This is a genomic window from Streptomyces sp. NRRL WC-3742, assembly GCF_000720635.1.
In the GTDB taxonomy this organism is placed as follows: domain Bacteria; phylum Actinomycetota; class Actinomycetes; order Streptomycetales; family Streptomycetaceae; genus Kitasatospora.
Map to the genome: position 1 here is coordinate 1 of NZ_JOCF01000091.1, position 24,419 is coordinate 24,419.

The following is a 24,419-nucleotide window of genomic DNA, read 5'->3' on the forward strand; positions in this document are numbered from 1 at the left end:
CCCCCCACCTGGCCCACCCTCCTCACCCACCTCCGCACCACCGGCCGCAACATCCTCATCACCCCCATCGACACCCCCACCCTCCGCACCACCAACCTCACCGCCGCCCACGTCCTCCTCACTTCGGCCTGACCCGGCCCTCCCGGGCGGGCTCAGCGCGGGGTGGCCGGGCCGGTGCGTTTGACGGTGCGGAGGATCGGGGTGGTGCGGAGGGCATGGATGCCGGGGAGGGGGGCGATGCGGTCGGTGAGGTAGGTGAAGCAGGCGTCGGGGTCGGCTGTGACGGCGGAGGCCAGGATGTTGGTGGGGCCGGTCGTCGCGGCGGTGAAGGCGGTCTCCTCGTGGGAGGCGAGGGCCGTGCAGACGGTGGTGAGGTGGGCAGGCTCGACGGTGAGCCAGAGCAGGGCGGTGAAGCCGAGGCCCAGGGCCCGCTGGTCGACGTCCAGGTCGAGGACGAGGACGCCCGAGGTACGCAGCGCCGTGATCCGGCGGCGGACGGTGGATTCGTCCCGGCCGGTGGCGCGGGCGAGGGCGGCCGGCGTCGCGCGCCCGTCGAGGGCCAGTTCGGCGAGCAGGATGCGGTCGATGGCGTCCAGGGCGCCCACGGACGGAACCACGGACGGAACCACGGGAGGCGGCTCGAGGGCGCGGACCTGGTCGGCGGTCAGGACGGAGGCGACGGGCTGCCAGTCCGGGCCGCCGCCCTTGAAGGAGCGCAGCACGCAGTGCGCGGAGATCGCGGTGACCGGGCGGGTGGCGGGGAGCCGGTCCAGCAGCAGGGCCTCGCGGTCGGCGTCGTCGCCGTGCACGGTGCAGAGCACCTCCGTGCCGCCGGACGCGATCCGCACCCACTGCGTGTCCTCGCGCCTGCCCAGCGCCTCCGCCACGGCGACGGACGCGCCCGGCGCGCACTCCAGCCGGACCACCCACGTGGTGCGCCCGAACCGCCCCGGGGCCGGGCCCCCGACCACCCTGAGCACGCCCGACTCCCGCATCACGCGGTAGCGGCGGGCGACGGTCCGGTCCGAGACGCCGAGCACGGCGGCGACGCGGTTGAACGGCGCCCGGCCGTCCACGTACAGGGCGTGCAGGATCTCGCGGTCGAGCCGGTCCATACCCCCAAGGCTGTCGGATACCGGCGCGAATGTCACCCCAGCACCCCCTGTTCGTCGAAATCCGGCGCCGAGACCTGTGCATCCGGTGCGTCCGCCCCACCTGCCGGAGGCTGAAGGCCGTCACCGAGACCCCAGGAGAGCCCTGATGCACAACCTGCCCGCCACCGCCCGCGAGGTCCGGCTCGTCGCCCGCCCCGAAGGGCTGCCCACGCCCGAGCACTTCGCCGTCGTCGAGACCGCGATCCCCCGCCCCGCCCCCGGCGAGGTACTCCTGCGCAACCGCTGCTTCCGCGTCTCCGCCTCGATGCGGATGATGATCAGCGAGGGCGCCGAAGCCGTCGAGGGCGTGCCCGTCCCCGCCCTGCACCCCGGGGACACCCTCGCCGGCGAGGCCGTCGGCGAGGTGCTCGCCGCCCCGCCCGGCAGCGGACTGCGGCCGGGCACCCTGGTGATCCACCGCGCCGGCTGGCGCGAGTACGCGGCCGTACCGGCCGCCGCCGTACACCCCCTCCCCGAGGGCGTCGAGGACCCTGCCGCCCGCCTCACCCACGGCTGGACGGCCTACGCCGCCCTCACCCGGGGAGTCCAACTCCGCGCCGGGGAAACGGTGTTCGTCTCCGGATCGGGCGGCGCCATCGGCTCGGCGGCCGGTCAGATCGCCCGCGCCCTGGGAGCCGGACGCGTCGTGGGCAGCGCCGGTTCGCGGGAGCGGGCGGAGCGCCTGGTCGCCGGGTTCGGCTACGACGCGGTCGCTGTGCGCGGCGCCGGTCCGTTCGCCGAGCAGTTGGCCGAGGCCGCCCCCGACGGGCTGGACGTCGTCATCGACAACGTCGGCGGCGAGCAGCTCTCGGCCGCCGTGGCACTCGCCAACCCGGGCGCCCGGATTCTCGTACTGGGCGCCCTCTCAGGCCAGTTGGCGGCCCACGGGACGGGCCGCACGGCCCCGGTCGAGCTCGACTCCTTCCCGCTGCTGCTCAAGAAGCTCACCCTGCGCGGCTACAGCGCGGACGACGACCCGGACGCCGAGGCCGAGTGGTACGAGCGCTGCGCGCGGTGGCGGACGAGCGGCACCGTCGACGTACCGCTCGCCCGCGTGCGGGGCATCGAGAACGCCCCGCAGGCCCTGACCGACACCATCGCCGGACGCCACCTGGGCACCGTGATCGTCGAACCGTAGGACCGGGACCCTGGCCCCTCGATCGCCCTCGAGCGCCCTCGAGCCCCCTGGAGCTCCCTTGAGCCCCAGCCCCTACGCCTCCCGGCCCGGTCCCGTCGGCGCCCAGGAGGAGCGGGACCCCCGGCGACCCCCAGTCCAGGCGGGCCCCGCTGCCCCTACGATGACCGTCATGAACACAGGGGGGCCTGGGGTCTCGCTCATCGACGGCCGGTTCGAGCTGCTGGAGCGGCTCGGCGGCGGAGGCATGGGGCTGGTGTGGCGGGCGCGAGACACCGCGCTGCACCGCGAGGTGGCGCTGAAGGAGGTACGGCCTCCCGACCCCGCGCTGCTCGACGGGGACCCGAGGGCGGCGCAGGTCGTCCGCGAGCGGGTGCTGCGCGAGGCCCGGTCGCTGGCCCGGCTCAACCACCCCAACGTGGTCACCATCCACCACATCGTCGACCTGCCCCAACTCCCCCACCCCTGGCTGGTCATGGAGCTGGTGACCGGAGGCTCCCTGCACGACCGGCTCACCCGGGGCCCGATGTCCCCACCGGAGGCGGCCCGGCTCGGCCGGGGCGTGCTGGCGGCCCTGAGCGCCGCCCACGCGGCCGGGATCCAGCACCGCGACGTCAAGCCCGGCAACGTCCTGCTGCGCCCCGACGGCACCCCGGTACTCACCGACTTCGGCATCGCCGGCCTCGCGGAGGCGCCCAGCCTGACCACCACCGGCTCGCTGATCGGCTCGCCCGAGTACATCGCGCCCGAGCGCGTCCGCGGCGAGGAGGGCAACCCGGCCTCGGACCTGTGGTCGCTGGGCATGATGCTCTACGTCGCGGTCGAGGGCCACCACCCGCTGCGGCGCGGCACCAGCCTCGCCACGCTCGCCGCCGTGCTCGACGACCCGGTGCCCCCGCCCGTACGGTCCGGCGCCCTCGCCCCCGCGCTCTCCGCCCTGCTCGTACGGAACACCGCCGCACGCCCGGACGCCGCGCTGCTCGACCGGATGCTGGCCGCAGCCGAGGGGTACGGCCCCGGCGCCGCCTTCGCACCCGCCGCGCCCTCCACGCCCGACACCGTACGGCTGTACCCGCCCACCGACGCCGGCACCTCCCCGCACACCCTCGCCGACGAGCCGACCCCCGAACCCGCCCCCGAACCGGCCCCCGAGCCGCCCCGCCCCGTCCGCCGGCGGATCGCCCTGCGCTCCGGCTCCGCCCTGCTCCTCGCGGCGGCGATGCTCACGATCGGCCTCACCGTCCAGCACTTCGCCGCGCAGCAGGGCAACCGCGCCGCCGAGCCCCCCGCCTACCCGGGCCTGCTCACCCCGTCCGGCGTGCGCGACGTCATCCAGTCCATGAGCCCGTCGATGCGGGGCACGACGGCCCTGGAGTTCACCGTCCAGCAGGACTACGGGTACGCCACCGTCCCGACCGCTGCGAACCCGAGCCTCTACGACAGCTTCGAGTACCGCAACGGCAGGACCTCGCCCGGCAACCGGTCCGGCACCGTGGCGTTCCGCGAGAAGCCGGTGGACCTGAAGTCCGTCAACTGGGACGCCCTCCCCGCCCTCCTCCAGCGCGCCGACTCGGACCTCGGCATCGCCAAACCCACCTCCCACTACATCATCGTCCGCAACGCCCCGGGCATGGCCGACGCCGGACCGACCCTGCTGGTCTACGTCACCGACTCCTACGGCGGCGCCTACCTCGTGTCCGACCTCAACGGCAACGTCACGAAGACGTACCCGCGCAACAAGTGACCCCCGCCTCGGAGTTGACCCAGGATCGCCGGGTCCGTGATCCTCGCGTCCTCGGCCGGCAGCATCGCCTCCCCTCACCGAAACCCACCTCCCCGCGCCCACCCCGACCGTCCGCGCCCGGACGTCCGAGGCGCGTGCTACCTATGGGTCCATGACGTCCACACACCGATTCGAGGCTTCCCCGCCCGAGCTCCCGGCCGAGGTCTTCCTGGCGCTGGCCGAGGAGTTCTTCGACGAGCGGGGGCGCCCCGTCCCGTTCCACCTGCCGCCCAAGAGGAAGCCGCAGGACGATCCGTTCGACCGCCATGTGGTCGCCGTCCTGGAGCGGAGGCTGGCCGGCGATCTGGACGTCCTGACCAGCGGCCAGAACACGAGCCCCGACCTGGTGGTGATCCGGCCCGAGGAGTGCCGTCTCCAGGTCGACGACGGGGTGGGGCCCGACACCAGGGCGGTCATGGCGCTCGAGGTGAAGAAGGTCGCGCCGACGCCGGGCGGCCGGCCGTCCCGCACCTCCAGCATGGACTTCAACTCGACTCCGCCGAGCAGCACCGTACGGGTGTACCCCGACGGGGGCGGGGCCCTGGCCGTCCCCGCCTACTACCTCATCGCCCTGCTCGCCTGGAGCCCGACCGAACCCGACCAGCACTACATCGACAGTCTGGCGCTCGTCGCGGGCTCGGCCCTCAACGACGACACCCGCCTGTACGACCGGATCACGGGCGAGCGGACGAAGCTGATCAACCTCGGTTCGTACGGCGACGGCGCCGACCGCCAGAGGCCGATGCTGATCTTCTCCAACCCGCTCGGGTGGGACTGGATGGCCGGACAGGCCACCCTGATCAGCGACCGGCCCGACCTCGACACCGAGGTGGGACACCTCCGCCACGTTCGCGAGATCTCGCGCGACACGGCCTCGGGCGGGGCGAACACCTTCCACTGCTACCGGCTGGAATCCCTCGATCCCCCCGTGATGGGGCCCCGGAGGAACCCCTTCCCGATCCCGAACGCCCGCACGGAGAAGACCAGCCCGCGGGGAAGGTTCAGGATCGACCTGCGGCGCGGGGCTCTTTTCCGGACCTGACCCCGAGGGCTTCAGCGGCCCGGGCCACCGCCAGGTCGGCCTCCGCCGCCAACGCGTCGACGGTCCGCTCGTTCGACGGGAGCGTGTGCAGCGCGAGGACCGAGCCCCGCACCACGGACTCCACGTCCGAGTAGCCGACCTTGATCCCCGCGCTGCGGCACTCCCGGAGTCCCGCCAGCGCGCGCCGCTCGACCTCCGCCACCGAACGCGCGGCGGGCACCTCGTGGCCGGGGAGGCGGCAGACCACGATGGAGTCGAGGTTCGACGGGTCCGCGGCGGACGACTTGACGGTGCTCGTGCTCATCTCCGCCTTCACCGGCTGGACCGCGGTGATGACCAGCCCCGCCGTCTCGAGGGCCCGGACGAGTTCCTTCCAGCCGTCGATGCGGGCCTGGTGGAAGGTGAAGGCCAGCAGCCCGTGCGGCTTCAGGATCCTGGCGCACTCCTTCCACACGGCCCCGATCGCCCGCCCGAACTCGGCCGGATCCGCCGACTGCACCTCCTCCGGGTGCCGGGTGGTCGCCTCGTCCACGGGGTACCCGTCGAAGGGCTTCAGGTTCCGCAGCCACGCGTGGAAGAAGTCCGCGAGCTCGCTGTAGTGGACGTTGTCCATGAACGGTGGGTCGGTGATCACCAGGTCGACCGAGTCGTCGGGCAGGTCGACCGTCGCCGAGGACCCGGTGCCGACGTACGCCCTGGACGAGCCTTCCGAGAACGCGCGGGAGTCCCCGAGCTCGCACTCCAGCGGCTCGGAGAGGCCGAACCGGCGCTCGGGCGCACCGGACACCGTCACGAGATCGTGGGGCCTGCGCTTGTACTCCCACGCACGGATGATCCGCGACCGGTACAGCGTCGAGAACGCCCCCGAGGACGCGGGCGTCCCCCAGGGATGGGCCTCGAGCGGCATTCGCTCGGGCTTCAGGATGTGGTTGGAGAACATGTGCCGAACGGCACCGGTCCCCTCACCCTTGAAGGAACAGAACACATTGTTGAATTCGAGCACTCCGGAAAAAAGCGCGATGAGCGCCTCACGTTCCGGACCCGGTTCCAGATCGCGGAGAGCCGCCCCGAGAATTCCCAGACTGTAGAGCTGGCGCGCATTGAAGAACTGTTCCCAATTGCGGTAGTTCCAGCGAATGGCCTGCCGGGTGTTGTGCCCCCCCTCGAGACTTCCCACGGGAAGGACCAGTTCCTCGCGCCGCCGGGCGAGCCTCCGCCCGGATTCGGCGTAGAGCTCCAGGTCGAAGTCGTCGATCGGCTCGTAGACCCGCGATCCGTCCGCCGCCAGGACCTGCTTGGCGTACATCCGGAGAACCGGCGGACGGTCCCCGAGCGCGTCGAGGACCTTGGACGAGTGACCGCGCGGACACGTCATCGTGGCGCGGTTCACCGGCCCCGCGATGTCCGAGGTCCGCCCGCAGTCCCCGCAGGTCAGCGTGGAGTCCTCGACCACGTCCACCGGCACGACGGCATGGCAGTGGGGGCAGGTGGCGCGGGCCGTCGGGTACTTCCTGGGATAGGCGTGCTGCGAGAAGACGTACCGGCTGAACAGCTCGACGGGCTCCGCCCCAGCCGGGCACCGGGGGCAGGAGGCCAGCGCGACCCAGAAGTAGTAGAGGACCGGACGGCCGTGCCTGTCCCGGTGCAGCTCGTCGATCTCCGCCCGGACCCGGGACTCGACCGCCTCGAACGCCCTGTCCAGCCGGTCCCGGTCCCAGCGCGCCAGCGCCTGCCGCTGCACCAGCGTGGCCACGGGGTTGATGTCCCTGCCGACGACCCTGGCCCCCAGCTTGGCGGCCTCGGCGAGCGTCGTCCCGGAACCGGCGAACGGGTCGCACACCACGAGATCCGGCAGGCGCAGCGCACTGCCGTAAGCCTCGACCGCTTCCCGCTCGCTCTCCGAGACGGCCGAGGCCAGAATTCCCCGGAACACCGACCCCAGGCGCTGCGCCCACCACTTGTGGGTGTGCGTGGCCGGCCGGTGCACCTCCTTGCGCCAGGACTCGCGCTCGGCCGCCGCGGAAACGACCTCGGCCGGAAACTGCACCTCCAGAGCACTCACCGACGGCACCGATGTCCGGGCAATCCGCGCCGGGGCGTCCCCGAGCCCGGCCGGCATGCTGTTCTGCTCGAACACCGTCATTTCATCCTCCGGATCCGCTCACCACCTGGCGGCCCATCAACCAAAAAAGCCGTTGTTCCGGAATTCTCCCGGATCAACGGCATTCCGACCCAATCGGCCCCCAAGCGCGACAGCCAGGGTACCTCACCGCTAGGCCGTGTCCTTCGGATCACGCCGGGCGGCCGGCACTCCCGGGTCAGCGCCCGGCCGGGGCAGCCGGCCGGGGGTCGGCGAGTGCGCCGGTGGCGGCGCACGCCTGCCACTCGCGCGGGGAGGCTCCGTAGGCGGCGCGGAAGGCGCGGCTGAAGTGGCTGGCGCTCACGAAGCCCCAGCGGCCGGCGACCGCTGCCACGCTCACCCGGCCCGTGGTGGGGCGGGCGAGGTCGCGGCGGGCCATGTCCAGCCGTCGGCACTGGATCCAGCGCGCCACCGTCACGCCCTCGAAGCGGAAGAGTTTGTGCAGGTACCGCACCGAGACGTAGTGGGCGGCCGCGATCCGCTCCGGCGCGAGGCCCGGGTCACCCAGGTGACGCAGGATGTAGTCCTTCACCCGGGCCAGGGTGGCCAGGGCCGCCTCGGGCGCGTCCGGGACGGACCGGCCGCGGCGCTCGTACGCGAGTACGGCGAGCAGGTCGAGCGCTGTGACGGCGAGCCAGGAGGCCAGCGCAGGTTCCATCGAACCGGCCGACCGGGACAGGCACTCCAGGTACCCGGCCACGAGCCGGGCGGTGTCGTCGCGGGTGTCGAAGGCCGTCGCGGTGAGCACCCGCAGGTCCTCCTCGGAGAGGCTGCCGGCCGATCGCGGCCAGTGGAAGGCGGTGAAGAGGAAGGGCTCCAGGAGCTCCTTGGCGAACGGCCGCCCGGCGTCGGAGATCGCGAACGTACCGGGGCTCAGCTCCACCTGGTGGCCGTCCTGGGTGAGCCGGGCGGTGCCCCGGTGCTGGAGCGCCAGGGTGAGGTGGTCCTCCCCGCCGCGGGCGATCAGCCCCGCGCTGCGCTCGACCCGCTGCGGGCCGGCCTGCACCAGGGAGACCTGCACGGCGCCGAGGCTGTGGCTGGTGATCGTCGCGGGAACGGGGGCGCTCTCGAGCAGGGCCACGTCCAACGGGATGAAGGTGCGGGAGACGGCCTCGTGCCAGTACTCGGCGCGGTCCGCGGACGGTACCCGGGCGGTGTCGAGAACGACGGGCATCGGTGCTCCTCGGGAAAGGGTCGGCCGGACGGTGACGAATGGTGGACGGCAGAAAGGGGGTCACCAGGTCCGGCCGTGCAGGGCGACGTGCACGGTGTCGACGATCTGGATCAGCGCCGCGCGGGCGGTGCCGGTGGGGCAGCTCGCGCCGAGGAGGAGGAAGCCGTGGACGGCACCCTGATAGCGCATCGCCACCACCGGCACCGCCGCCGCGCGGAGCCTGGCCGCGTACGCCTCGCCCTCGTCCCGCAGCACGTCCGCCTCGGCGGTGACCACGAGTGCCGCCGGAAGCCCGGAGAGCTGCTCCAGGGTGGCGCGCAGGGGCGCGGCGGTGGCCTCCCTCCGGCGGTGCGGCTCGGGCAGGTAGTCGTCCCAGAACCGGCGCATGTGGTCGCGGTGCAGGAAGTACCCGGTCGCGAACCGGTGGTAGGAGGGCGTGTCGAAGTCGGCGTCGGTGACCGGGCACAGCAGGACCTGGTGGACGAGTGACAGGTCGCCGCGCTCGCGGGCCAGCAGGGTCAGCGCGGCCACCAGGTTGGCCCCGGCGGAGTCGCCGACGGCGGCGATTCGCCGCCCGTCCAGTCCGATCTCGCGGCCGTGTGCGTGAATCCACCGGGCGACGGCGTGACACTGCTCGACGGCCACCGGGTAGCGGACCGCGGGCGCCCGGGCGTAGTCCACGTAGACCACGGCGGCATCGGTGCCGAGGGCGAACTCCCGGATCAGCGGGGCGTAGCAGTCGGCGTCGCCGAGCGACCAGCCGAGGCCGGGCACGAACAGCACGACGGGGCTGGGCTCGGCGGCGCCGACGGGTCTGGTGATCTGGACGTGCACCCGACCGGTCGGTCCGCAGGGCAGGGCGAGCCATTCGATGACGGTGCCGTACGGATCGTCCTCGTCCGAACCATCACCCGCAGCGCCGGTCGAGCCGCCGCTCGGGCCGCCGCTCGACCCGCCGGTCGGAGCGCCCTCGGAGGCGAGGAAGGCGAGGTCCGGCAGTCCCGTCGCCGACCGACCGGCTCCGGCGTCCAGGAACTCCTGGAGCGCCCGGTCGAGGACCGGGCGCCGGTCGGGCTGAGGGATGGGGACGGACAACTCTTCACTCCTGGCTTCGGTCGACGCTTCGGTCGACGCTTCTCTCCACGCTTCGGTCGACGCCTCGGTCGACGGGCGGGTCCTGCGGCTCCTCAGCGGGCTTCGTCGTGCGGGAGTGCGCGCCACTCGCGCGGTGAGACGCCGTACGCGGCGCGGAAGGTCCGGCTGAAGTGGGCCGGGTTGACGAAGCCCCACCGCTGGGCGACGGCCGAGACCGTGGGCGTGGTGCGGCCGCGCCGCACCAGCTCGCGGGCGCAGGCGTCCAGGCGAAGCTGCTGGACGAGGCGGCTCACCGTCACCCCCTCGCCCTCGAAGAGCCGGTGCAGGTAGCGCACGGAGATGTGGTGGGCACGGGCGATCCTCTCGGGCGACAGGTCCGGATCGCCCAGGTGGCGGTCGATGTACTCCCGCACCCTGCGGACCAGGTGGTCGTTCGGGGCGCCCGGTTCCTCCGACGCCGGGGCCGCGGCCAGTTGGGCGACGAGTGTGCTGAACAGGTCGGCGACACTGCCGGCCAGCCGGTCCCCGACCGGGGCGGGGTAGGCGTGCGCGGAGGCGGCGAGGTCGCCGAGGAACGGCAGGAGGACGGGTCCGCATCCCTGCGCGGGGTCGACGGCCGTCGCCGACACCTGCCGCAGCTCGCGCTCCGGCACCCCCAGCATCTGGCGCGGCAGGTGGAACAGGTGGGTACGGAAGCGCTCCGGGTAGTGCACGGCGTACGGGCGCGCCGTGTCGTACAGGACCAGCCCGCCCGGTGGCACCTCGGCGCGACGCCCGTCCTGCTCCAGGACGGCCCGGCCCGACACCTGTACGCCGACCCCGATCTGCGGCTCGTTCCGCGGTGCCCGCGCGATCAGCGCCGGCGTGCGGGTGAGCGTGGCCGCGTCGGCCTCCAGGGTGGAGATCCGCACGTACCCGAGTCGGTGCGACTCCAGGAGCCCGTCGAACGGCCGCCCGGTGAGTGGGCGCATCTCCAGTGGCACCAGGGTCCGCGACACCGCCCCGCTCCAGAAGGCCGCCTTGTCACCGTCCGCGACCGACGCCGTCGTCACCCGCAAGCCCACCTGACCGTCCGCCCTTCCGCCGAGTCCTGCACACTCTCAGCCTGGTGCGCGGGCCCGGCGGGCCGGTAGGTCATCTGACTGTCGTGCGACTGTCGTGTTCGGACAGGTCGGAGTCGGACAGGTCAGAGGTCGTCGATCGCGTGGGCGAGCGCGGCCCGCGTGGTGATGCCGAGCTTCGGGAAGATCTTGTAGAGGTGGGCCCCGACGGTGCGGGGCGACAACTGGAGCCGTCGGCCGATCTCCTTGTTGGTCAGACCGGTCGCGGCGAGCCGGGCGATGCGCATCTCCTGACCGGTCAGCCCGGACGGGCCCGTGGCGGCCGGGCCGTCCTGGAGCGGGGCCACGGTGTCGCCCGCGGCGCGCAGCTCCTCCTCGCACTGGCCCGCCCAGGGGGTGGCCTGGAGGCGGCGGAACACGTGGTGGGCCGCGCGCAGAGCGTCCCTGGCTCCGGGCCGGTGGCGTCGGCGCAGCCAGGCGCCGTGGGCGAGGCGCAGCCGCGCGAGGTCGAACGCCCACTGTTCGGCACCGGGCACGGCGTACGCGGCCCGGAAGGCGGTCTCGGCCTCGTCGTCGTCCGCGGCCAGGGCGGTGGCGGCCGCGCAGAGGAAGGCGTGGCGGCCGGAGATCTCCGCCGAGCGGGCCGCCTGCCCGGCCGCGAGGTGGGCCCGCGCCTCCTGGTGCCGGCCGGTGTGCACGGCGGCGGTCACCAGGTCGAGGACCAGCGCGTGCCGCCAGGGCGGGCCGCCGGGCAGGCGCCCGGGCGGGGTGAGTTCGCAGAAGTGCGCGTACGCGTCCTCGTAGCGCCGGTGGGCGAGCGCGGCCAGTCCGCGCAGATGGGTCAGGCGGTCGAGGACGTAGCGCATCCGGGCGCGCGTCGCGATCGGTCTGATGTCCTGGTCGATCTCCGCCAGTCCGGCCTCGTCCCCCCGGCCGGCCAGGAAGTGGGCGTAGTACTGGCGGAACATCAAGCCGTTCGTGTGGTAGCCGAGTTCGTCCGCGATCTCGGCCTCGCGCAGGCAGACGGCCGCCCTGTCCCAGTTTCCGATCAGGTAGTCCTGGTGGGCCCTGGCCTTGGCCACGGAGCCCTGGGTGGCGTAACCGTGCAGTCCGGTGAACCGCTGCCACAGGTCGCCCTCGGGGCAGTCGAGCGCCGAGGCGGACCACAGCAGGAGCCAGGCCGCGCCGGCCTCCTGCTCCTCGGTCATGCCTTCGGCCGTCGTCCGCAGGGCGGCGGCCACCTCCGGTCCCGGCGTGGTCCAGGCCCGCAGGCACAGCCGGCCCGTCTCGGACACCTTCTCCCGGTGCCGTTCCAGGGCGCGCCAGGCCCAGGGGTCGTCCGTGTACGTGGCGGCCAGGAGCAGCTTGAAGTACGCCTGCTCGACGAGGCCCCCGAAGGTGTCGGCGCCCGGCGCGGTCAGCGTGTCGAGGGCCGTGGGCAGCAGCGCGGCGGAGGACTCGAAGTCGACGTGGTGGCTCTGGTCGGCGTAGACCACCGCGTACGAGAACAGCGGGGCGATGTCCTGGGGGATGGTGCTGGTCCTCAGCTCCTCCACCAGGGCCGCGGTGTGGCGCAGTTGCCCGCCGCGGGCCGACATCACCGCGGCCTGGGTGAGCCTGCGGACGCGGTCGCCGGGGCCGGGACTGAGCGTGGCGGCGCGTTCGAGCAGGAGCGCCCCCTCCGCCTCGCCGCCCCTGCGGGCGAGGTCGCGGCCGGCCTCCTGGAGGCGGTGCGCGAGGTCCTCGTCGGGCAGCAGTGCGGCGGATGCCTCGTGGACCAGGCGTCTCGGGTCGTCGGGTTCGAGGGTTCCGGACAGTGCGCGGTGCGCCTCCCGGCGCTCGCTGTCGGAGGCCGCGGCGACGACGGCGGTACGGACCAGGGGGTGGCGGAACACGAGCTGTCCGGCCGGGTCGAGCCGGGCCAGCCCGTCGGCCTCGACCTGCGCCAGGAGCTCGCGCGCGTTCTCGTCCGCGAGGGCGCGCAGCCACGCGCCGCTGCCGCAGTCCGGGCCGGTGGCCAGGGCGCCGAGCAGGAGGAGGCGGCCGACCTCCGGCGACACCGTTCCCAGACGTTCGGCGAACAGGCGCTCCAGCTTCCGGCCCAGCGGCAGCCGCTCGGGCAGCGGAGCCGTTCCCCGCTGCTGGGCGGTCGCCAGTTGGCGGGGCAGTTCCACCAGCGCCAGCGGGTTCCCGGCCGCCTCGGCCAGGACGCGGTCCCGGGCGGGCGCGGCGAGTTCGGGGTAGCAGGTGCCCAGCAGCAGGTCCGCGTCCGCCCGGGGCAGGGCCGGAACGTCGACGGCCTCGGCGGACCACGGCTCGGCGGCCGACCACGGTTCGGCGGCCGGCCCGTCCGGACGGGTCGCGCCGACGATCACCACCGGCAGTTCGGCGCACCGTCGGTGCAGGAAGGCGAAGACGGTCGCGCTCGACGAGTCGATCCAGTGCAGGTCGTCCAGGAGCAGCAGCACCGGGGCGGTTCGCGCCGCCTCCTCGAGCAGCACCAGGGCGGCCGCTCCGACGGCGAAGCCGCTGGGGCTTCCGGAGCGGACACCGAGAGCGCTCTCCAGGGCCTCCCGCTGGTGCGCGGACAGCGCACCGGAGCGTTTGAGGGGCAACCGGAACACCTGGTGGAGGGCCCCGAACGCGAGGTCCGTCTCCGCCTCCGTGCCGACCGCGCGCAGGACGGTGAACCCGCGACCGCGCGCCACGCGCTCGGTCCAGGCCAGCAGCGTGCTCTTGCCGACACCGGCCTCACCGCGCAGCAGCACGGTGACACCGCTCGCGCCGTCCACGACCTGGGTCAGAGCCGCGGTCAGCAGCTCCGTCTCCCGCTGCCGTCCGACCAGGACCGGAAAACGCCCGCCCTCCGCCACCGGTTCCTCTCCCTCGGGTCCGATCGCCCGCTGCCCGGGCACCCAAGGTTACCGCCCACCGAAACCGCTGGTCACAGCCCCGGGACGCCCCGGAACCGGGAAGCGTCGAGACGCGGATCGACGCTCCGTCGTCACTCGCGGTGGAGCAGCAGGGCGGCACCGGCCGGGACGGCTACCCGAGAAGAGTAGGAAGGGCGACGCTCTCGGACGACAGGGTGTGCTCTCCGAGGCAACCGGCCGCCGACGGCCGCTCATAGCGTGTGACTCGTCAACAGCCCACAGGCTCTCCGAGAGAGAAGGAAAACCCATGCCGTTCATCACCGTTGGCCAGGAGAACTCCACCTCCATCGACCTCTACTACGAGGACCACGGCACCGGTCAGCCGGTCGTCCTGATCCACGGGTTCCCGCTGAGCGGGCACTCCTGGGAGCGCCAGAGCGCCGCGCTGCTCGACGCCGGCTACCGGGTGATCACGTACGACCGCCGCGGCTTCGGCCAGTCCTCCCAGCCGACCACCGGCTACGACTACGACACCTTCGCCGCGGACCTCAACACCGTGATGGAGACCCTCGACGTCCAGGACGCCGTGCTGGTCGGCTTCTCGATGGGCACCGGCGAGGTCGCCCGGTACGTCTCCACGTACGGCTCCGCCCGCGTCGCCAAGGTCGCCTTCCTGGCCTCCCTGGAGCCGTACCTGCTCAAGACCGACGACAACCCGGAAGGCGCCGCCCCGAAGGAGTTCTTCGACGGCGTCGTCGCCGCGGTGAAGGCCGACCGGTACGCCTTCTACACCGACTTCTTCAACGGCTTCTACAACCTGGACGAGAACCTCGGCACCCGGATCAGCGAGGAGGCCGTCCGCAACAGCTGGGACGTCGCGGCGAGTGGCGGCTTCTTCGCCGCCGCGGCCGCCCCGGCCACCTGGTACACGGACTTCCGCGCCGACATCCCGCGCATCGACGTCCCCGCCCTCATCCTGCACGGCACGGGTGACCGCACCCTGCCCGTCGAGAGCACCGCGCGCCAGTTCCACAAGGCGCTGCCCTCCGCCGACTACGTGGAGATCGAGGGCGCCCCGCACGGCCTGCTGTGGACCCACGCCGAGGAGGTCAACGCCGCGCTGCTGACCTTCCTCGCCAAGTGACGCGGGCGGCCGCGCGCCCCCGTCCGCGGCCGTCCGTCCCCCGGTCGGTACCGCCGCCCCCTCCCAGGTCCGGACGGTGACGGCGGTACCGACCGCAGACCCGCGCCCGGCGTCCCTCCGGTGGACGCCGGGCGCGAGCCATGACCGCTCATCGGGTGCGGTTCCGCCCCGGCCCCGGGCAGTGCGTCACTGGTCGGTGTAGCTGAGGTCCCCCACCGTCCAGCTGCTGACGTCGGCGATGGCGATGCGGTACATGCCTCCGGTGTGGGGCAGGGCGTAGCTGCCTTGCAGGATGCGGGCGACGTGAAGGTGCAGATGCGTGGGTCGGGCGGTGCGCGGGGTGTCACCGACGGTGTCGTCGGCGTCGTGGGCTGCGGGGGGCGAGAACAGCGCGGCGAAGGGCTTCAGGTGGTCGGAGGCCGTGAGGACCTCGGCGACCCGCTCGTGCCACAGGCTTTCCGGGGCCAGGCGTCCGGTGATGACCGCGCCCGGCACGACGACTGTCAGGGGCATCTGGTTGCTGTGCTCGGACTCCACCATCGTGGCGATCTCGACGAGCAGCGCATCAGGGTTCGACATGCCGCCTGAGGATAGTTCCGGCTGTGGCCTGCGCGCACGGCGGCCTGCGCGCACGGCACTCCTCGGGCGGACTTCGTTCGCCGCGCACGACTGTGATGCCGCTGCCCGCTGGTCATCGGGCTCGCGGCGAAAGACTGCCCCGGGGGGCTTGCCGACCGGGCAGGACCCGGTACGGCGGTGGTCAGAGCTTGTACATCGCGCTGAACGGCGGGGTGAGTCGTTCCTGTCGCGATCCGAAGTCGACGAGGACCGCGATGTCGCCTCCGCCCTCGACGGCGATGACCCTGCCGAGGCCGAACCCGTCGTGGGTGACACGGTCGCCGACGACGAAGTGTTTGCGTGGCGCTACCTGCGTTCGATTCTTGAACGGACTGGTAGGCATGGGCCGACGAGGTGCTGCGAAATTAGTCATTACCGCCAGTGTGCGCCGGAAAACGCGAAATGGATACCCCCGTTCGAAGGGAAATTTCAGGTCACACCGGCGCCCCGGCCAGGCGGGAGCCGATCGTCCCGCAGACGCCGGCGGGAGAGTGATCGACTGCTCAAGTAGATTACCAGGCAAGTGACTTGCTCTTGCGAGTGATGTGCAGTCGAGATGCCGCAGGTTCGGCTCGCACGGGATCGGGGAGGGAGGATTCCGCCGTTTCGGGCCACGGCCTGCTAGAGTCGGCAGAGTTGCAGTAGTAGTTCCCATGAACTTTGTGTGCGCCTTGCCTGTGTTGCGGGCGCATTTTTGTTCCCCCGGCTCGTTTCCTGGGCGGGTTCTCCATGCGGCGTACCCGGAGCCCGTGATCGCGTGCTTCGGACAGCCCCTTGAAGGAGATTTTTTATGGCTAATGGCACTGTGAAGTGGTTCAACTCGGAAAAGGGCTTCGGCTTCATCGAGCAGGAGGACGGCGGCGCTGACGTCTTCGCCCACTTCTCGAACATCCAGTCCAACGGTTTCCGTGAGCTGCTCGAGGGCCAGAAGGTCGAGTTCGACGTCACGCAGGGCCAGAAGGGCCCGCAGGCCGAGAACATTCGCCCGCTGTAGTACCGCCCGGCACCCGCCCGGCATCGAGGGGCCCGCACTGCCTACACGGCAGTGCGGGCCCCTCGGCGTCTCATCACGACGTACCCGGCCCCATGGCTCCGCCTCGGCAGCCCGGGCTCTGCGGACGCCTGTCAGAAGACCGACCAGCCGGTGAGCGTGGTGAAGGCGTCCAGCGCGGCGATGCCGGCCACGGAGTTTCCGTGCGTGTCGAGGGCCGGCCCCCACACGCACAGTCCGCAGCGGCCGGGGACGACGGCGAGGATGCCTCCGCTGACGCCGCTCTTGGCGGGCAGCCCCACCCGGTGGGCAACGTCCCCGGCGGCGTCGTAGGTGCCGCCGACCAGCATGACGGCGTTGATCCGCTTGGCCTCGCTGCGGGTGAGCAGTCGTGTGCCGTCGGCGCGGATGCCGTGTCTGGCCAGCAGGCAGGCCGCCAGGGCGAGGTCGTGGCAGGTCATGGTGAGCGCGCACTGCTTGACGTAGTGGCGCAGGACGGTGTGCACGGGATTGGCGAGCTTGCCGTGGTCGGCCAGCAGATGGGCGAGGGCGGCGTTGCGGTGGCCGTGGCGCTGTTCGGAGACGGCGACGCGGGCGTCGAAGTCGATGGCGGGGTTGCCGCTTTCCCGGCGGAGGAACTCTCGCAGGGTTCCACTGGCATCGCCGGTCAGGGTTTGCAGGCGGTCGGTGACCACCAGGGCGCCGGCGTTGACGAACGGGTTACGCGGCACGCCTCCCTCGCGCTCCAACTGGGCCAGGGAGTTGAACGGCGAACCCGAGGGCTCCTTGCCCACCCGCTGCCACAGGGTGTCGCCGTCGGTGGCGAGGACCAGGGCCAGGGTGAACACCTTGGAGATCGACTGGATCGAGAACGGTGTCCGCCAGTCGCCGGCGCCGTGGACCGCCCAGGGATCGGTGGCCGTGACGAGGGCGATCCCGAAGGCCGCCGGGTCGGCGCGGGCGAGCGCCGGAATGTAGGTGGCCACCTCGCCGGTACCGGAGACCTGCCGCGCCGCCGTGGCCACCCGGCCGAGCACACTCGCGTACTCCATGCTTCCCCCTTGTGAACCGACATCGCTGTCAGCACCCGGCCAAGGATGCGCGCAATGCCGGCAAGCGGGAAGACAGCGCGTCCACATCGGTACAGTCACCGATGTTCACGACCCGTTTCACAGGACCGTGCACCAGTCGGCCCGGCCTCGCGCCCGGGGTGGTCACCGGGATTCCGTGCCTGCGCGGGACCCGGGTGGTGGCGTCCCTCCAGGGAGGCGAGTTGGCCGAACCCCTTGCCGTGCCGTCGACGGCGCGATATTCCTGTCGGGAGCACCGGCTCCTCGAGACCAGGAGCAGATTTCAGACATGGACGAGCTGTGGCCCCCGCCCTCCCCCGAGGTCGCAGATGCGATCAGGTCGTTGTGCCAGCGCCTGTTGACGGAGACGGACGCCTTGGTCGACGCCGTCGCAAGTCCTTCTCTCGTGGCCCAGAACGATCCTGCCCTCCTCACGGATGCGTCCCTGGTCGAGGAGGACCGCGAGCTCAACCGCTCCGATCTCGTCCAGTGGCTGACGGCGAACATCCAGCAGCCGGGGCGGCGGGTGGAGCCCTATGTCGGCCCGAGGACCACGGCGTACATCAACGATCTCGTCTCCCGTGGCATCGCGCCCGACTTCGCCGGTGCCTGGCGTGTGGCGCTGGGGATCGGATGGCGGCGGTGGCTGGAGGAGTGCGCGGCGTACTGCACCGACCGTGACCTTCTGGTGGACGTCCTGGACGTGTCGGCGAAGTCGCTGGTGCAATACGCCCTCGACGCGGTCCTGGCCCTGCGCGAAGCCGGCCTCGCCGCCGCGATGGGCAATGCGGACGCTGAGGCGATCGCACTGATCCAGCTGATCGCCGGCGGGGCGCCGATGGCGGAGGATCTCGCCGAGGGTCGCCTGCACTACCGGATGGCGCGGTGGCACATCGGTCTCGTGCTGTGGATCGACGACCCTCAACAGATCGACGCTCTGGACGAAGCGGTCGCGGCCGTGCGCTCCGCCGCCTCGGATCGAAGCGCCCTGGTGGCGCGTGCCAGCGCCACGTCGCGCTGGATCTGGCTCTCGGGAACAGGTATGCCGGACCTTCACCATGTGGAGAAGGTCATGGCGACGGCCGACGAGGTCCGCGGGGCGGTGGGAAGGCCCGGACGTGGGCTCGAAGGGTTCAGGTCCAGCCACCAGGACGCTCTGGCGGCGCAGGCGCTGGCCATCCGGCTGGGCTCCGACCGGCAGCTCATCGCCTACGCCGACGTCGAGCTGATCGACGCGCTCACCAAGGACCGGGCCGGCGCACGCCGGTTCGTCGTCAACACCCTCGGTCCGCTGGTCGAAGCCGACCCAGCACTACGGCAGGCACTCCTCACCTACGTACAGTGCGGCTTCAACACCACCCGGGCCGCCGCCGGCCTCTACGCGCACCGCAACACCGTCGAGCGCCGGGTCTCGCGCGCGAACGAACTCTCGGCGGTCAAGGTCGAGGACAACCCGACCCACGTGGCGGCGGCGCTCCTCGTGCTGGACATCGCGCCCGACATCGTCGCGACCGGTCCAGCTGAACCCACGGCACGGAATCAGGCCGCCGCGCGCGCCAGGCTGATCACGAAGGCGGTGCCACCACCCGGCGCCTCCTCGACGGCCAGTTCGCCGTCCATCGCCTCCACGAAGCCGCGCGCCACCGCGAGTCCCGGCACCTCCCGGGCAACGGCCTCGTCACCGCGGACGGTCACCCGGACGTCCACCCGCCCGGCCACCGGGCCGGCGTCGATCACCACCGGCCCCGCTCCTGTCCTCCCGTAGGTCAGGACATCCACCAACACCCGCTCCAGCAGCCCGGGATCGACGAGCACCCGTGGCAGATCCGATCCCAGGTCGATCCGGACCCCGGCCGCCCCGGCCGCAGCCGCCCGGACCACCTCGCCCGGCGCAGTCGGCCGCAGCACCACCGGCATCACCCCGGCCTGCAACCGGTTCAGGTCCAGCAGGTTGGCGACCAGCCGCTCCATCCGCTCCACCTCGGCACCGATCCGCTCCTCGGCCGGGTCCGGAAGCCGCTCGGCTTCCCGGCGCACCGCCGCCAGCGGCGCGCGCAGATCCTGCTCGACCGCCTCCAGCAGCGCGGTGTGCAGCGCGTCGGTGCGCGCGAGCACGTCCGCCGCCGACGCCAGCGCGGCCAGCCGCTCCCGCTCCCGGGCCAGCCTCAACTGCGTGACGTACGGGCCGAGCAGCCGGGTGTCCTCCTCGGTGAGCGGGGCGCCGCGCAGGACCAGCACCGCGTCCTCGCCGAGGTCGACGGAGAAGGACGCCTCGTCGGGCCGCAGCGGCACCGTCGCCCCGGCCGAGGCCGCCGGCTGCCAGAGCGCGCCCGTCCGCACCAGCACCGCGGCACCGTCCAGCCCGAACACCTGCCGCAGTTCCGCCACCAGTTCGGGCAGGACCCGCGGCCCGGACTCCACCGTCTCCCCCGCCAGCCGGGTCAGCACCGCCGCCTCCGCGCGCGCCCGGCCCGCCTGCTGCGAGCGCCGGGTCAGACCGTCGATCAGGTGGGAGATCACCCCGGCCACCGCGAGGAACACCACCAGCGCCGCGACGTCCGCGCCCCGCTCCACCGTCAGGCTGTGCCACGGCGTGGTGAAGAAGTAGTCCGCCGCCAGCGCCCCGGCCGCGGTGCCGCCCGCCGCCGGGAGCAGGCCACCCAGCCGGGCCGTCCCCGCCACCACCAGCAGCAGGCACAGCAGCACGCCGGACAGACCGAGCGAGTCGCGCAGCGGCGACAGCGCCCAGGCCAGCGCGATCGCCCCGGCCGGCCCGAGCAGCCACGCCGACCGGCGCCGCCCGGCCGGGACCAGCGCCGGGCGACGGCGCCGGGGCCCGGTCGGCACCGCCAGCAGCCCCGGCTCGGGCGGCGGCAGCACACGTACGTCGATCGGGCCGGCCAGCCGGATCACCCGGTTGATCACCGAGCCGGAGAGCAGCTCGCGCAGCCGGCTGCGACTCGTCGGTCCGAGCAGGATCTGGGTGGCGCTCTCCGTCCGGGCGAAGTCCACCAGCGTCCGGGCCACATCGCCGCCGCTCACCTCGACGAAGGTGCCGTGCAGCTCCCGCAGCAGCGCCCGCTGGGCGGCCAGACCCGGCGGCTCCCGCTCGGCCGTGCCGTCGTCCAGCCGGACGTGCACGCCGATCAGGTCGCCGTGCATCCGGGTCGCGGTGCGGGCGCCCCGGCGGATCAGGTGCTCGCCCTGAGGGGCACCGTCCAGCGCGACCATGATCCGCTCCTTGGTCTCCCAGGGCGCCCGGATGCCGTGCCGGGCCCGGTAGTCGGCCAGCTCCTCCTCCACCCGGTCCGCGAGCCACAGCAGCGCCAACTCCCGCAGGGCGCCCAGGTTTCCGGCCCGGAAGTAGTGGTCCAGCGCCACGTCGATCCGGTCGGGCGCGTAGATCTCGCCCTGCGCCATGCGCGCGCGCAGCGCCTGCGGACTCAGGTCGACCAGCTCGATCCGGTCGGCGGCCCGGACCACCTCGTCGGGGATCGTCTCGCGCTGGGCGACGCCGGTGATCTGCTCAACGACGTCGTTGAGGCTCTCCAGGTGCTGGATGTTGAGCGTCGTCGCCACGTCGATCCCGGCGTCCAGCAGCTCCCGCACGTCCTGCCAGCGCTTCGCGTTCCGCCCGCCGGGCACATTCGTGTGGGCCAGCTCGTCCACGAGCGCGAGCGACGGGCGGCGCGCCAGCAGGGCGGCCAGGTCCAGCTCGGTCAGCTCCACCCCCCGGTACGACACCACCTGCCGGGGCAGCACCGGCAGATCCCCCAGCTGCTCCTCCGTAGCCCGCCGCCCGTACGTCTCGACCAGGCCGACCACCACGTCCAGCCCCTCGCCAAGCAGCCGCCGGCCCTCCCGGAGCATGGCGTACGTCTTCCCCACCCCCGGCGCCGCCCCCAGGAACACCCGCAGCTTCCCGCTCACCGCCGCCTGGCCACCTCCTCCACTTCCACGTCCATGCTCCACCCTTCTCCGACGTCAGGCCCTACCCGACGTGGCCACGCGGGCGCCGGGCGCCGGGCGCCGGGAGTCCGGGAACCATTTAGATGAAAATGGATTTCATTTCGCTATAGTGGTTCCGGTGGCCCCGACCGGCTGGCCCTGTGCAAGTACGACCCGTCGTGCGCCGCCAGTCCGCCGCCACGTCGACTTCCGCGAAGAGCCCTGACCTCGAGAGGACCCGCCATGCAACCCGGAATCCACCCCGCCTACCGCCCCGTCGTCTTCCGCGACAAGGCCGGCGACCTCGCCTTCCTGACTCGGTCCACCGCCACCAGCAGCCACACGATCGAGTGGGAGGACGGCAACACCTACCCCGTCATCGACGTCGAGATCTCCTCCGCCAGCCACCCCTTCTACACCGGCAAGTCCCGCGTCCTCGACACTGCCGGCCGCGTCGAACGATTCCAGCGCCGCTACGGCACCGACCACGGCTGATCCACTCCCGCTCCCCAGGAAGATCCACCCCGTGTCCGAGCACTCGCCGCCACCCGTGCGGCTTCCCGTCACCGTCCTGTCCGGCTTCCTCGGCGCGGGCAAGACCACGCTGCTCAACCACCTCCTCAACAACCGGGAGGGCCTGCGCGTCGCCGTCATCGTGAACGACATGAGCGAGATCAACATCGACGCGGCCCTGGTCCGCGACGGCGGTGGCGCGCTCTCCCGCACCGAGGAGCGGCTGGTCGAGATGACCAACGGCTGCATCTGCTGCACCCTGCGCGACGACCTCCTCGAGGAGGTGGACCGGCTCGCCCGCGCCGGTCGCTTCGACTACCTGCTCATCGAGTCCAGTGGCATCTCCGAGCCCATGCCGGTCGCGGCGACCTTCGCCTTCGCGCGCGACGACGGCGCGACCCTGAACGACCTCGCCCGGCTGGACACCATGGTCACCGTCGTCGACGCCGCCAACTTCCTCCCCGAGCTGCGCGCCGGGGACGAACTCACCGCGCGCGGCCTGGACCAGTACGAGGACGACGAGCGGACCGTCAGCGACCTGCTGATGGACCAGGTCGAGTTCGCCGACGTCATCATCCTCAACAAGACCGACCTGGTCGGTCCCGAACAGGCGGACCGGCTGGCTGCCACGCTCAGCCGCCTCAACCCCGCTGCCCGCGTCATCCGTTCGGTCGCAGGGAGGGTCCCGCCCGCCGAAGTCCTCGGCACGCACCTCTTCGACCTCGACCGCGCGCAGGAGGCGCCCGGCTGGGTCGCCGAACTCAACGGCGACCACGTACCCGAGACCGAGGAGTACGGCATCTCCAGCCTGGTCTACCGCGCCGATCGGCCCTTCCATCCCGAACGCCTCTGGGATCTGGTCAGCCGACGCCTCGACGGCGGCGAGTTCGGCGCCGTACTGCGCTCCAAGGGCTTCTTCCGGCTGGCCTCGCGTCCCACCGTCACCGGGCTCTGGTCGCAGGCGGGTTCGGTTGCCCGCTTCGAGCCGTCCGGCGTTCACACTGCTCCGTCGGGCCCGCCGCACTCCGCAGACGAGGCCCCGCGAGGACAGGAGCTCGTCTTCATCGGCACGGGGCTCCGCCGGGACGAGCTGCGCGCCGCGCTCGACAGCTGCCTGCTGGAGGAGGTCGAAGTCGCGGCGGGACAGGAGACGTGGTCGGCCCTTGAAGATCCGTTTCCCGCCTGGGAGGAGTACTGCCCCGTCTCCGTCGAGAGCGATGGTCCGAGCCACAGCCACGGCCACGGCCACGGCCACGGGGAGCCGACCGGGCAGGCCCGACTCGTCCCGGCGGCGTCGGACGCTCGCTGATCCGGCGCCGGATCCCGACGGCCGCAGGGAGCAGTCGGCTCCTTGGCGCCGAGCCGTCGACGCTCCCGAGTTGTCGACGCTCCTCGGCCGTCGAACGCTGCTGCGCCGCCGTCACGTTCGACATGTCAGCGGCGCAGCAGCCTGAGCGGTTACGGCGTCAGCCTGCGATCTTCCAGAGACCTCGGCCGTGGGTGGCGGCCATCAGGTAGCTACCGTCGGGTGAGACGGTGAGGTCGGAGGCCGGGGCATTGGGCAGCGCACTGCCGAGTCGGCTCCACGTGCCGGGTGCCGACGCGGTGAACACGCCGATGTCGCTGCCGACGACGACCTTGCCGTTCCAGAGCTTCACCACGGTGACGGGCGCGTCGGGAAGGTTGCCGCTGATGTCGGTCCAGGTGGTGCCGCCGTCGTGGGACTCGAGGACGTGGCCGACACCCGCGCCGTCGAGCCAGTGCCGGCTGTACGAGCCGTAGACCGCGTAGACGTGGCCGGCGTCCGCCGGGTCGACCGTGAGGCCGGTGACGAAGCGGTTGGGCAGCTCGGGGGCACTGATCCGGTGCCAGCTGCCGCCGTAGTTGGTGTCGATGCCGGAGGTGAACGGCGAGGCGCCGCTCGGGTTGCAGCCGTTGCCCGTGCCGCACCAGCCGACGTACGTCGTGGTGCCGGAGAGGGCGACGGCGGTCGCGGCGTTGCCGACGCCGAGATCACGGACGGCCTTCCAGTCGCAGACCTTCTGCCAGCAGGTGGTGTCCCAGCCCTTGCCCTGGTTGTCCCAGATGTAACGGCCGCCCGCCACCCAGTGGTTGACGTTCGCGGGGTCGGCCGAGAACGGCGCGTTGAAGCGGCCGTCCTTCTCGCACGGGCTGGTCCTGTTCTGCGCGCAGTTGGGCGTCACGTAGTTCCAACTGTGGCCGCCGTCACTGGACTTGGCCATCGCCAGGTTGGTGTACTCACCGACGACCCGGTTGCCGTTCTTCGGGTCGACGACGACGTCGAAGCCGTCGCCGCCCTTGGGCTCGGCCATGTGGTCGGAGCCGGGCGTGAGCACCGAGTAGCCGTTGTCCTGCAGGCCGCCCCAGGCGATGTCGCCCTTGCCGTCCGGGGAGGCGCCGAGGCCGCCGTAGAAGTACTGCAGGGTGCGCAGGGTGGCGTTCAGGTCGGTCCACCGGACGACCTTGCGCAGGGCGGCCGGGCGGGACCAGACACCGCCGTCGTTGCCGAAGTACGCCGTGCCGTCGGGGGCCACCACGGCGGCGTGCTGGTCGGGGTGGGTGGTGTCGGGGCAGGTGGCGGCTACCGGGTCGGCCGACATCCTGAACCCCTCAGCCCTGAATCAGCCGGGAGCACCCGACCCGGCCCGCCCTGCGGG

General features: G+C 72.5%; 18 protein-coding genes and 1 pseudogene. 8 read left to right on the forward strand and 11 right to left on the reverse strand.

Annotated features, from left to right (window positions below; all coding sequences use genetic code 11):
- Positions 1-152: 152 nt before the first annotated feature.
- Positions 153-1,115, reverse strand: a complete 963-nt coding sequence (locus IH61_RS0135450; protein WP_031077642.1) for an Lrp/AsnC family transcriptional regulator — start codon at positions 1,113-1,115, stop codon at positions 153-155.
- Between the two features lie 145 nt (positions 1,116-1,260).
- On the opposite strand from IH61_RS0135450, the gene IH61_RS0135455 reads away from it, so the two are divergent.
- The 3 genes from IH61_RS0135455 to IH61_RS0135465 all read left to right on the forward strand — a co-directional run bounded on the left by IH61_RS0135455 (position 1,261) and on the right by IH61_RS0135465 (position 5,114).
- Positions 1,261-2,292: an MDR family NADP-dependent oxidoreductase gene (locus tag IH61_RS0135455; protein ID WP_031077644.1), complete on the forward strand. Its 1,032-nt coding sequence runs from the start codon at positions 1,261-1,263 to the stop codon at positions 2,290-2,292.
- Between the two features lie 169 nt (positions 2,293-2,461).
- On the forward strand, positions 2,462-4,033 hold the full coding sequence (locus tag IH61_RS0135460; protein ID WP_031077646.1) for a serine/threonine-protein kinase: 1,572 nt from the start codon (positions 2,462-2,464) through the stop codon (positions 4,031-4,033).
- A gap of 151 nt (positions 4,034-4,184) precedes the next feature.
- The gene (locus tag IH61_RS0135465) at positions 4,185-5,114 is read left to right on the forward strand and encodes a hypothetical protein (RefSeq protein ID WP_031077648.1); all 930 of its coding nucleotides are present in this window, start codon (positions 4,185-4,187) and stop codon (positions 5,112-5,114) included.
- On the opposite strand, the gene IH61_RS0135470 is transcribed toward IH61_RS0135465, so the two are convergent.
- The 5 genes from IH61_RS0135470 to IH61_RS0135490 all read right to left on the reverse strand — a co-directional run bounded on the left by IH61_RS0135470 (position 5,074) and on the right by IH61_RS0135490 (position 13,457).
- On the reverse strand, positions 5,074-7,257 hold the full coding sequence (locus IH61_RS0135470) for a DNA methyltransferase (protein WP_031077650.1): 2,184 nt from the start codon (positions 7,255-7,257) through the stop codon (positions 5,074-5,076). The genes IH61_RS0135465 and IH61_RS0135470 overlap by 41 nt on opposite strands.
- Before the next feature lie 175 nt (positions 7,258-7,432).
- The gene (locus IH61_RS0135475) at positions 7,433-8,428 is read right to left on the reverse strand and encodes a helix-turn-helix domain-containing protein (protein ID WP_051838590.1); all 996 of its coding nucleotides are present in this window, start codon (positions 8,426-8,428) and stop codon (positions 7,433-7,435) included.
- 60 nt (positions 8,429-8,488) lie between these two features.
- Entirely contained in the window at positions 8,489-9,523 is a 1,035-nt protein-coding gene (locus IH61_RS41970; RefSeq protein ID WP_063763333.1) for an alpha/beta hydrolase, read from the reverse strand.
- Positions 9,524-9,615: 92 nt separating this feature from the next.
- Positions 9,616-10,587 carry a helix-turn-helix domain-containing protein gene (locus IH61_RS0135485; RefSeq protein ID WP_031077655.1) on the reverse strand — a complete coding sequence of 324 codons (972 nt, stop codon included), beginning with the start codon at positions 10,585-10,587 and terminating at the stop codon, positions 9,616-9,618.
- Positions 10,588-10,709: 122 nt separating this feature from the next.
- The gene (locus IH61_RS0135490) at positions 10,710-13,457 is read right to left on the reverse strand and encodes a BREX system ATP-binding domain-containing protein (RefSeq protein ID WP_031077656.1); all 2,748 of its coding nucleotides are present in this window, start codon (positions 13,455-13,457) and stop codon (positions 10,710-10,712) included.
- A gap of 307 nt (positions 13,458-13,764) precedes the next feature.
- On the opposite strand from IH61_RS0135490, the gene IH61_RS0135495 reads away from it, so the two are divergent.
- The gene (locus tag IH61_RS0135495; RefSeq protein WP_031077657.1) at positions 13,765-14,601 is read left to right on the forward strand and encodes an alpha/beta fold hydrolase; all 837 of its coding nucleotides are present in this window, start codon (positions 13,765-13,767) and stop codon (positions 14,599-14,601) included.
- Positions 14,602-14,787: 186 nt separating this feature from the next.
- Here IH61_RS0135495 and IH61_RS0135500 read toward each other — a convergent pair whose 3' ends face one another.
- Together IH61_RS0135500 and IH61_RS0135505 are read right to left on the reverse strand one after the other, a co-directional pair.
- Positions 14,788-15,180: a hypothetical protein gene (locus IH61_RS0135500; protein ID WP_031077658.1), complete on the reverse strand. Its 393-nt coding sequence runs from the start codon at positions 15,178-15,180 to the stop codon at positions 14,788-14,790.
- A 181-nt stretch (positions 15,181-15,361) separates the two neighbouring features.
- Positions 15,362-15,592: a hypothetical protein gene (locus tag IH61_RS0135505; RefSeq protein WP_031077659.1), complete on the reverse strand. Its 231-nt coding sequence runs from the start codon at positions 15,590-15,592 to the stop codon at positions 15,362-15,364.
- A 417-nt stretch (positions 15,593-16,009) separates the two neighbouring features.
- On the opposite strand from IH61_RS0135505, the gene IH61_RS0135510 reads away from it, so the two are divergent.
- Positions 16,010-16,213 carry a cold-shock protein gene (locus IH61_RS0135510; protein ID WP_031077660.1) on the forward strand — a complete coding sequence of 68 codons (204 nt, stop codon included), beginning with the start codon at positions 16,010-16,012 and terminating at the stop codon, positions 16,211-16,213.
- Between the two features lie 131 nt (positions 16,214-16,344).
- On the opposite strand, the gene IH61_RS0135515 is transcribed toward IH61_RS0135510, so the two are convergent.
- Positions 16,345-17,262 (reverse strand): glutaminase, encoded by a 918-nt coding sequence (locus IH61_RS0135515; protein WP_031077661.1) that lies wholly within the window; start codon positions 17,260-17,262, stop codon positions 16,345-16,347.
- 307 nt (positions 17,263-17,569) lie between these two features.
- Here IH61_RS0135515 and IH61_RS45255 point away from each other — a divergent pair, with 307 nt between their 5' ends.
- Positions 17,570-19,045 (forward strand): helix-turn-helix domain-containing protein, encoded by a 1,476-nt coding sequence (locus tag IH61_RS45255; RefSeq protein WP_234327478.1) that lies wholly within the window; start codon positions 17,570-17,572, stop codon positions 19,043-19,045.
- A 713-nt stretch (positions 19,046-19,758) separates the two neighbouring features.
- Here IH61_RS45255 and IH61_RS49240 read toward each other — a convergent pair.
- Positions 19,759-21,252 (reverse strand): annotated as a pseudogene (locus IH61_RS49240) (DUF4118 domain-containing protein); the annotation flags it as partial.
- A gap of 219 nt (positions 21,253-21,471) precedes the next feature.
- Between IH61_RS49240 and IH61_RS0135530 the strand changes: the two are divergent.
- Both IH61_RS0135530 and IH61_RS0135535 read left to right on the forward strand, forming a co-directional pair.
- Positions 21,472-21,723, forward strand: coding sequence for a type B 50S ribosomal protein L31 (locus IH61_RS0135530; protein WP_031077667.1), 252 nt, complete (start codon positions 21,472-21,474; stop codon positions 21,721-21,723).
- Between the two features lie 31 nt (positions 21,724-21,754).
- Entirely contained in the window at positions 21,755-23,050 is a 1,296-nt protein-coding gene (locus tag IH61_RS0135535) for a GTP-binding protein (protein ID WP_078911634.1), read from the forward strand.
- A 157-nt stretch (positions 23,051-23,207) separates the two neighbouring features.
- On the opposite strand, the gene IH61_RS0135540 is transcribed toward IH61_RS0135535, so the two are convergent.
- On the reverse strand, positions 23,208-24,362 hold the full coding sequence (locus tag IH61_RS0135540) for a WD40/YVTN/BNR-like repeat-containing protein (protein ID WP_051838591.1): 1,155 nt from the start codon (positions 24,360-24,362) through the stop codon (positions 23,208-23,210).
- Between the last annotated feature and the right edge of the window lie 57 nt (positions 24,363-24,419).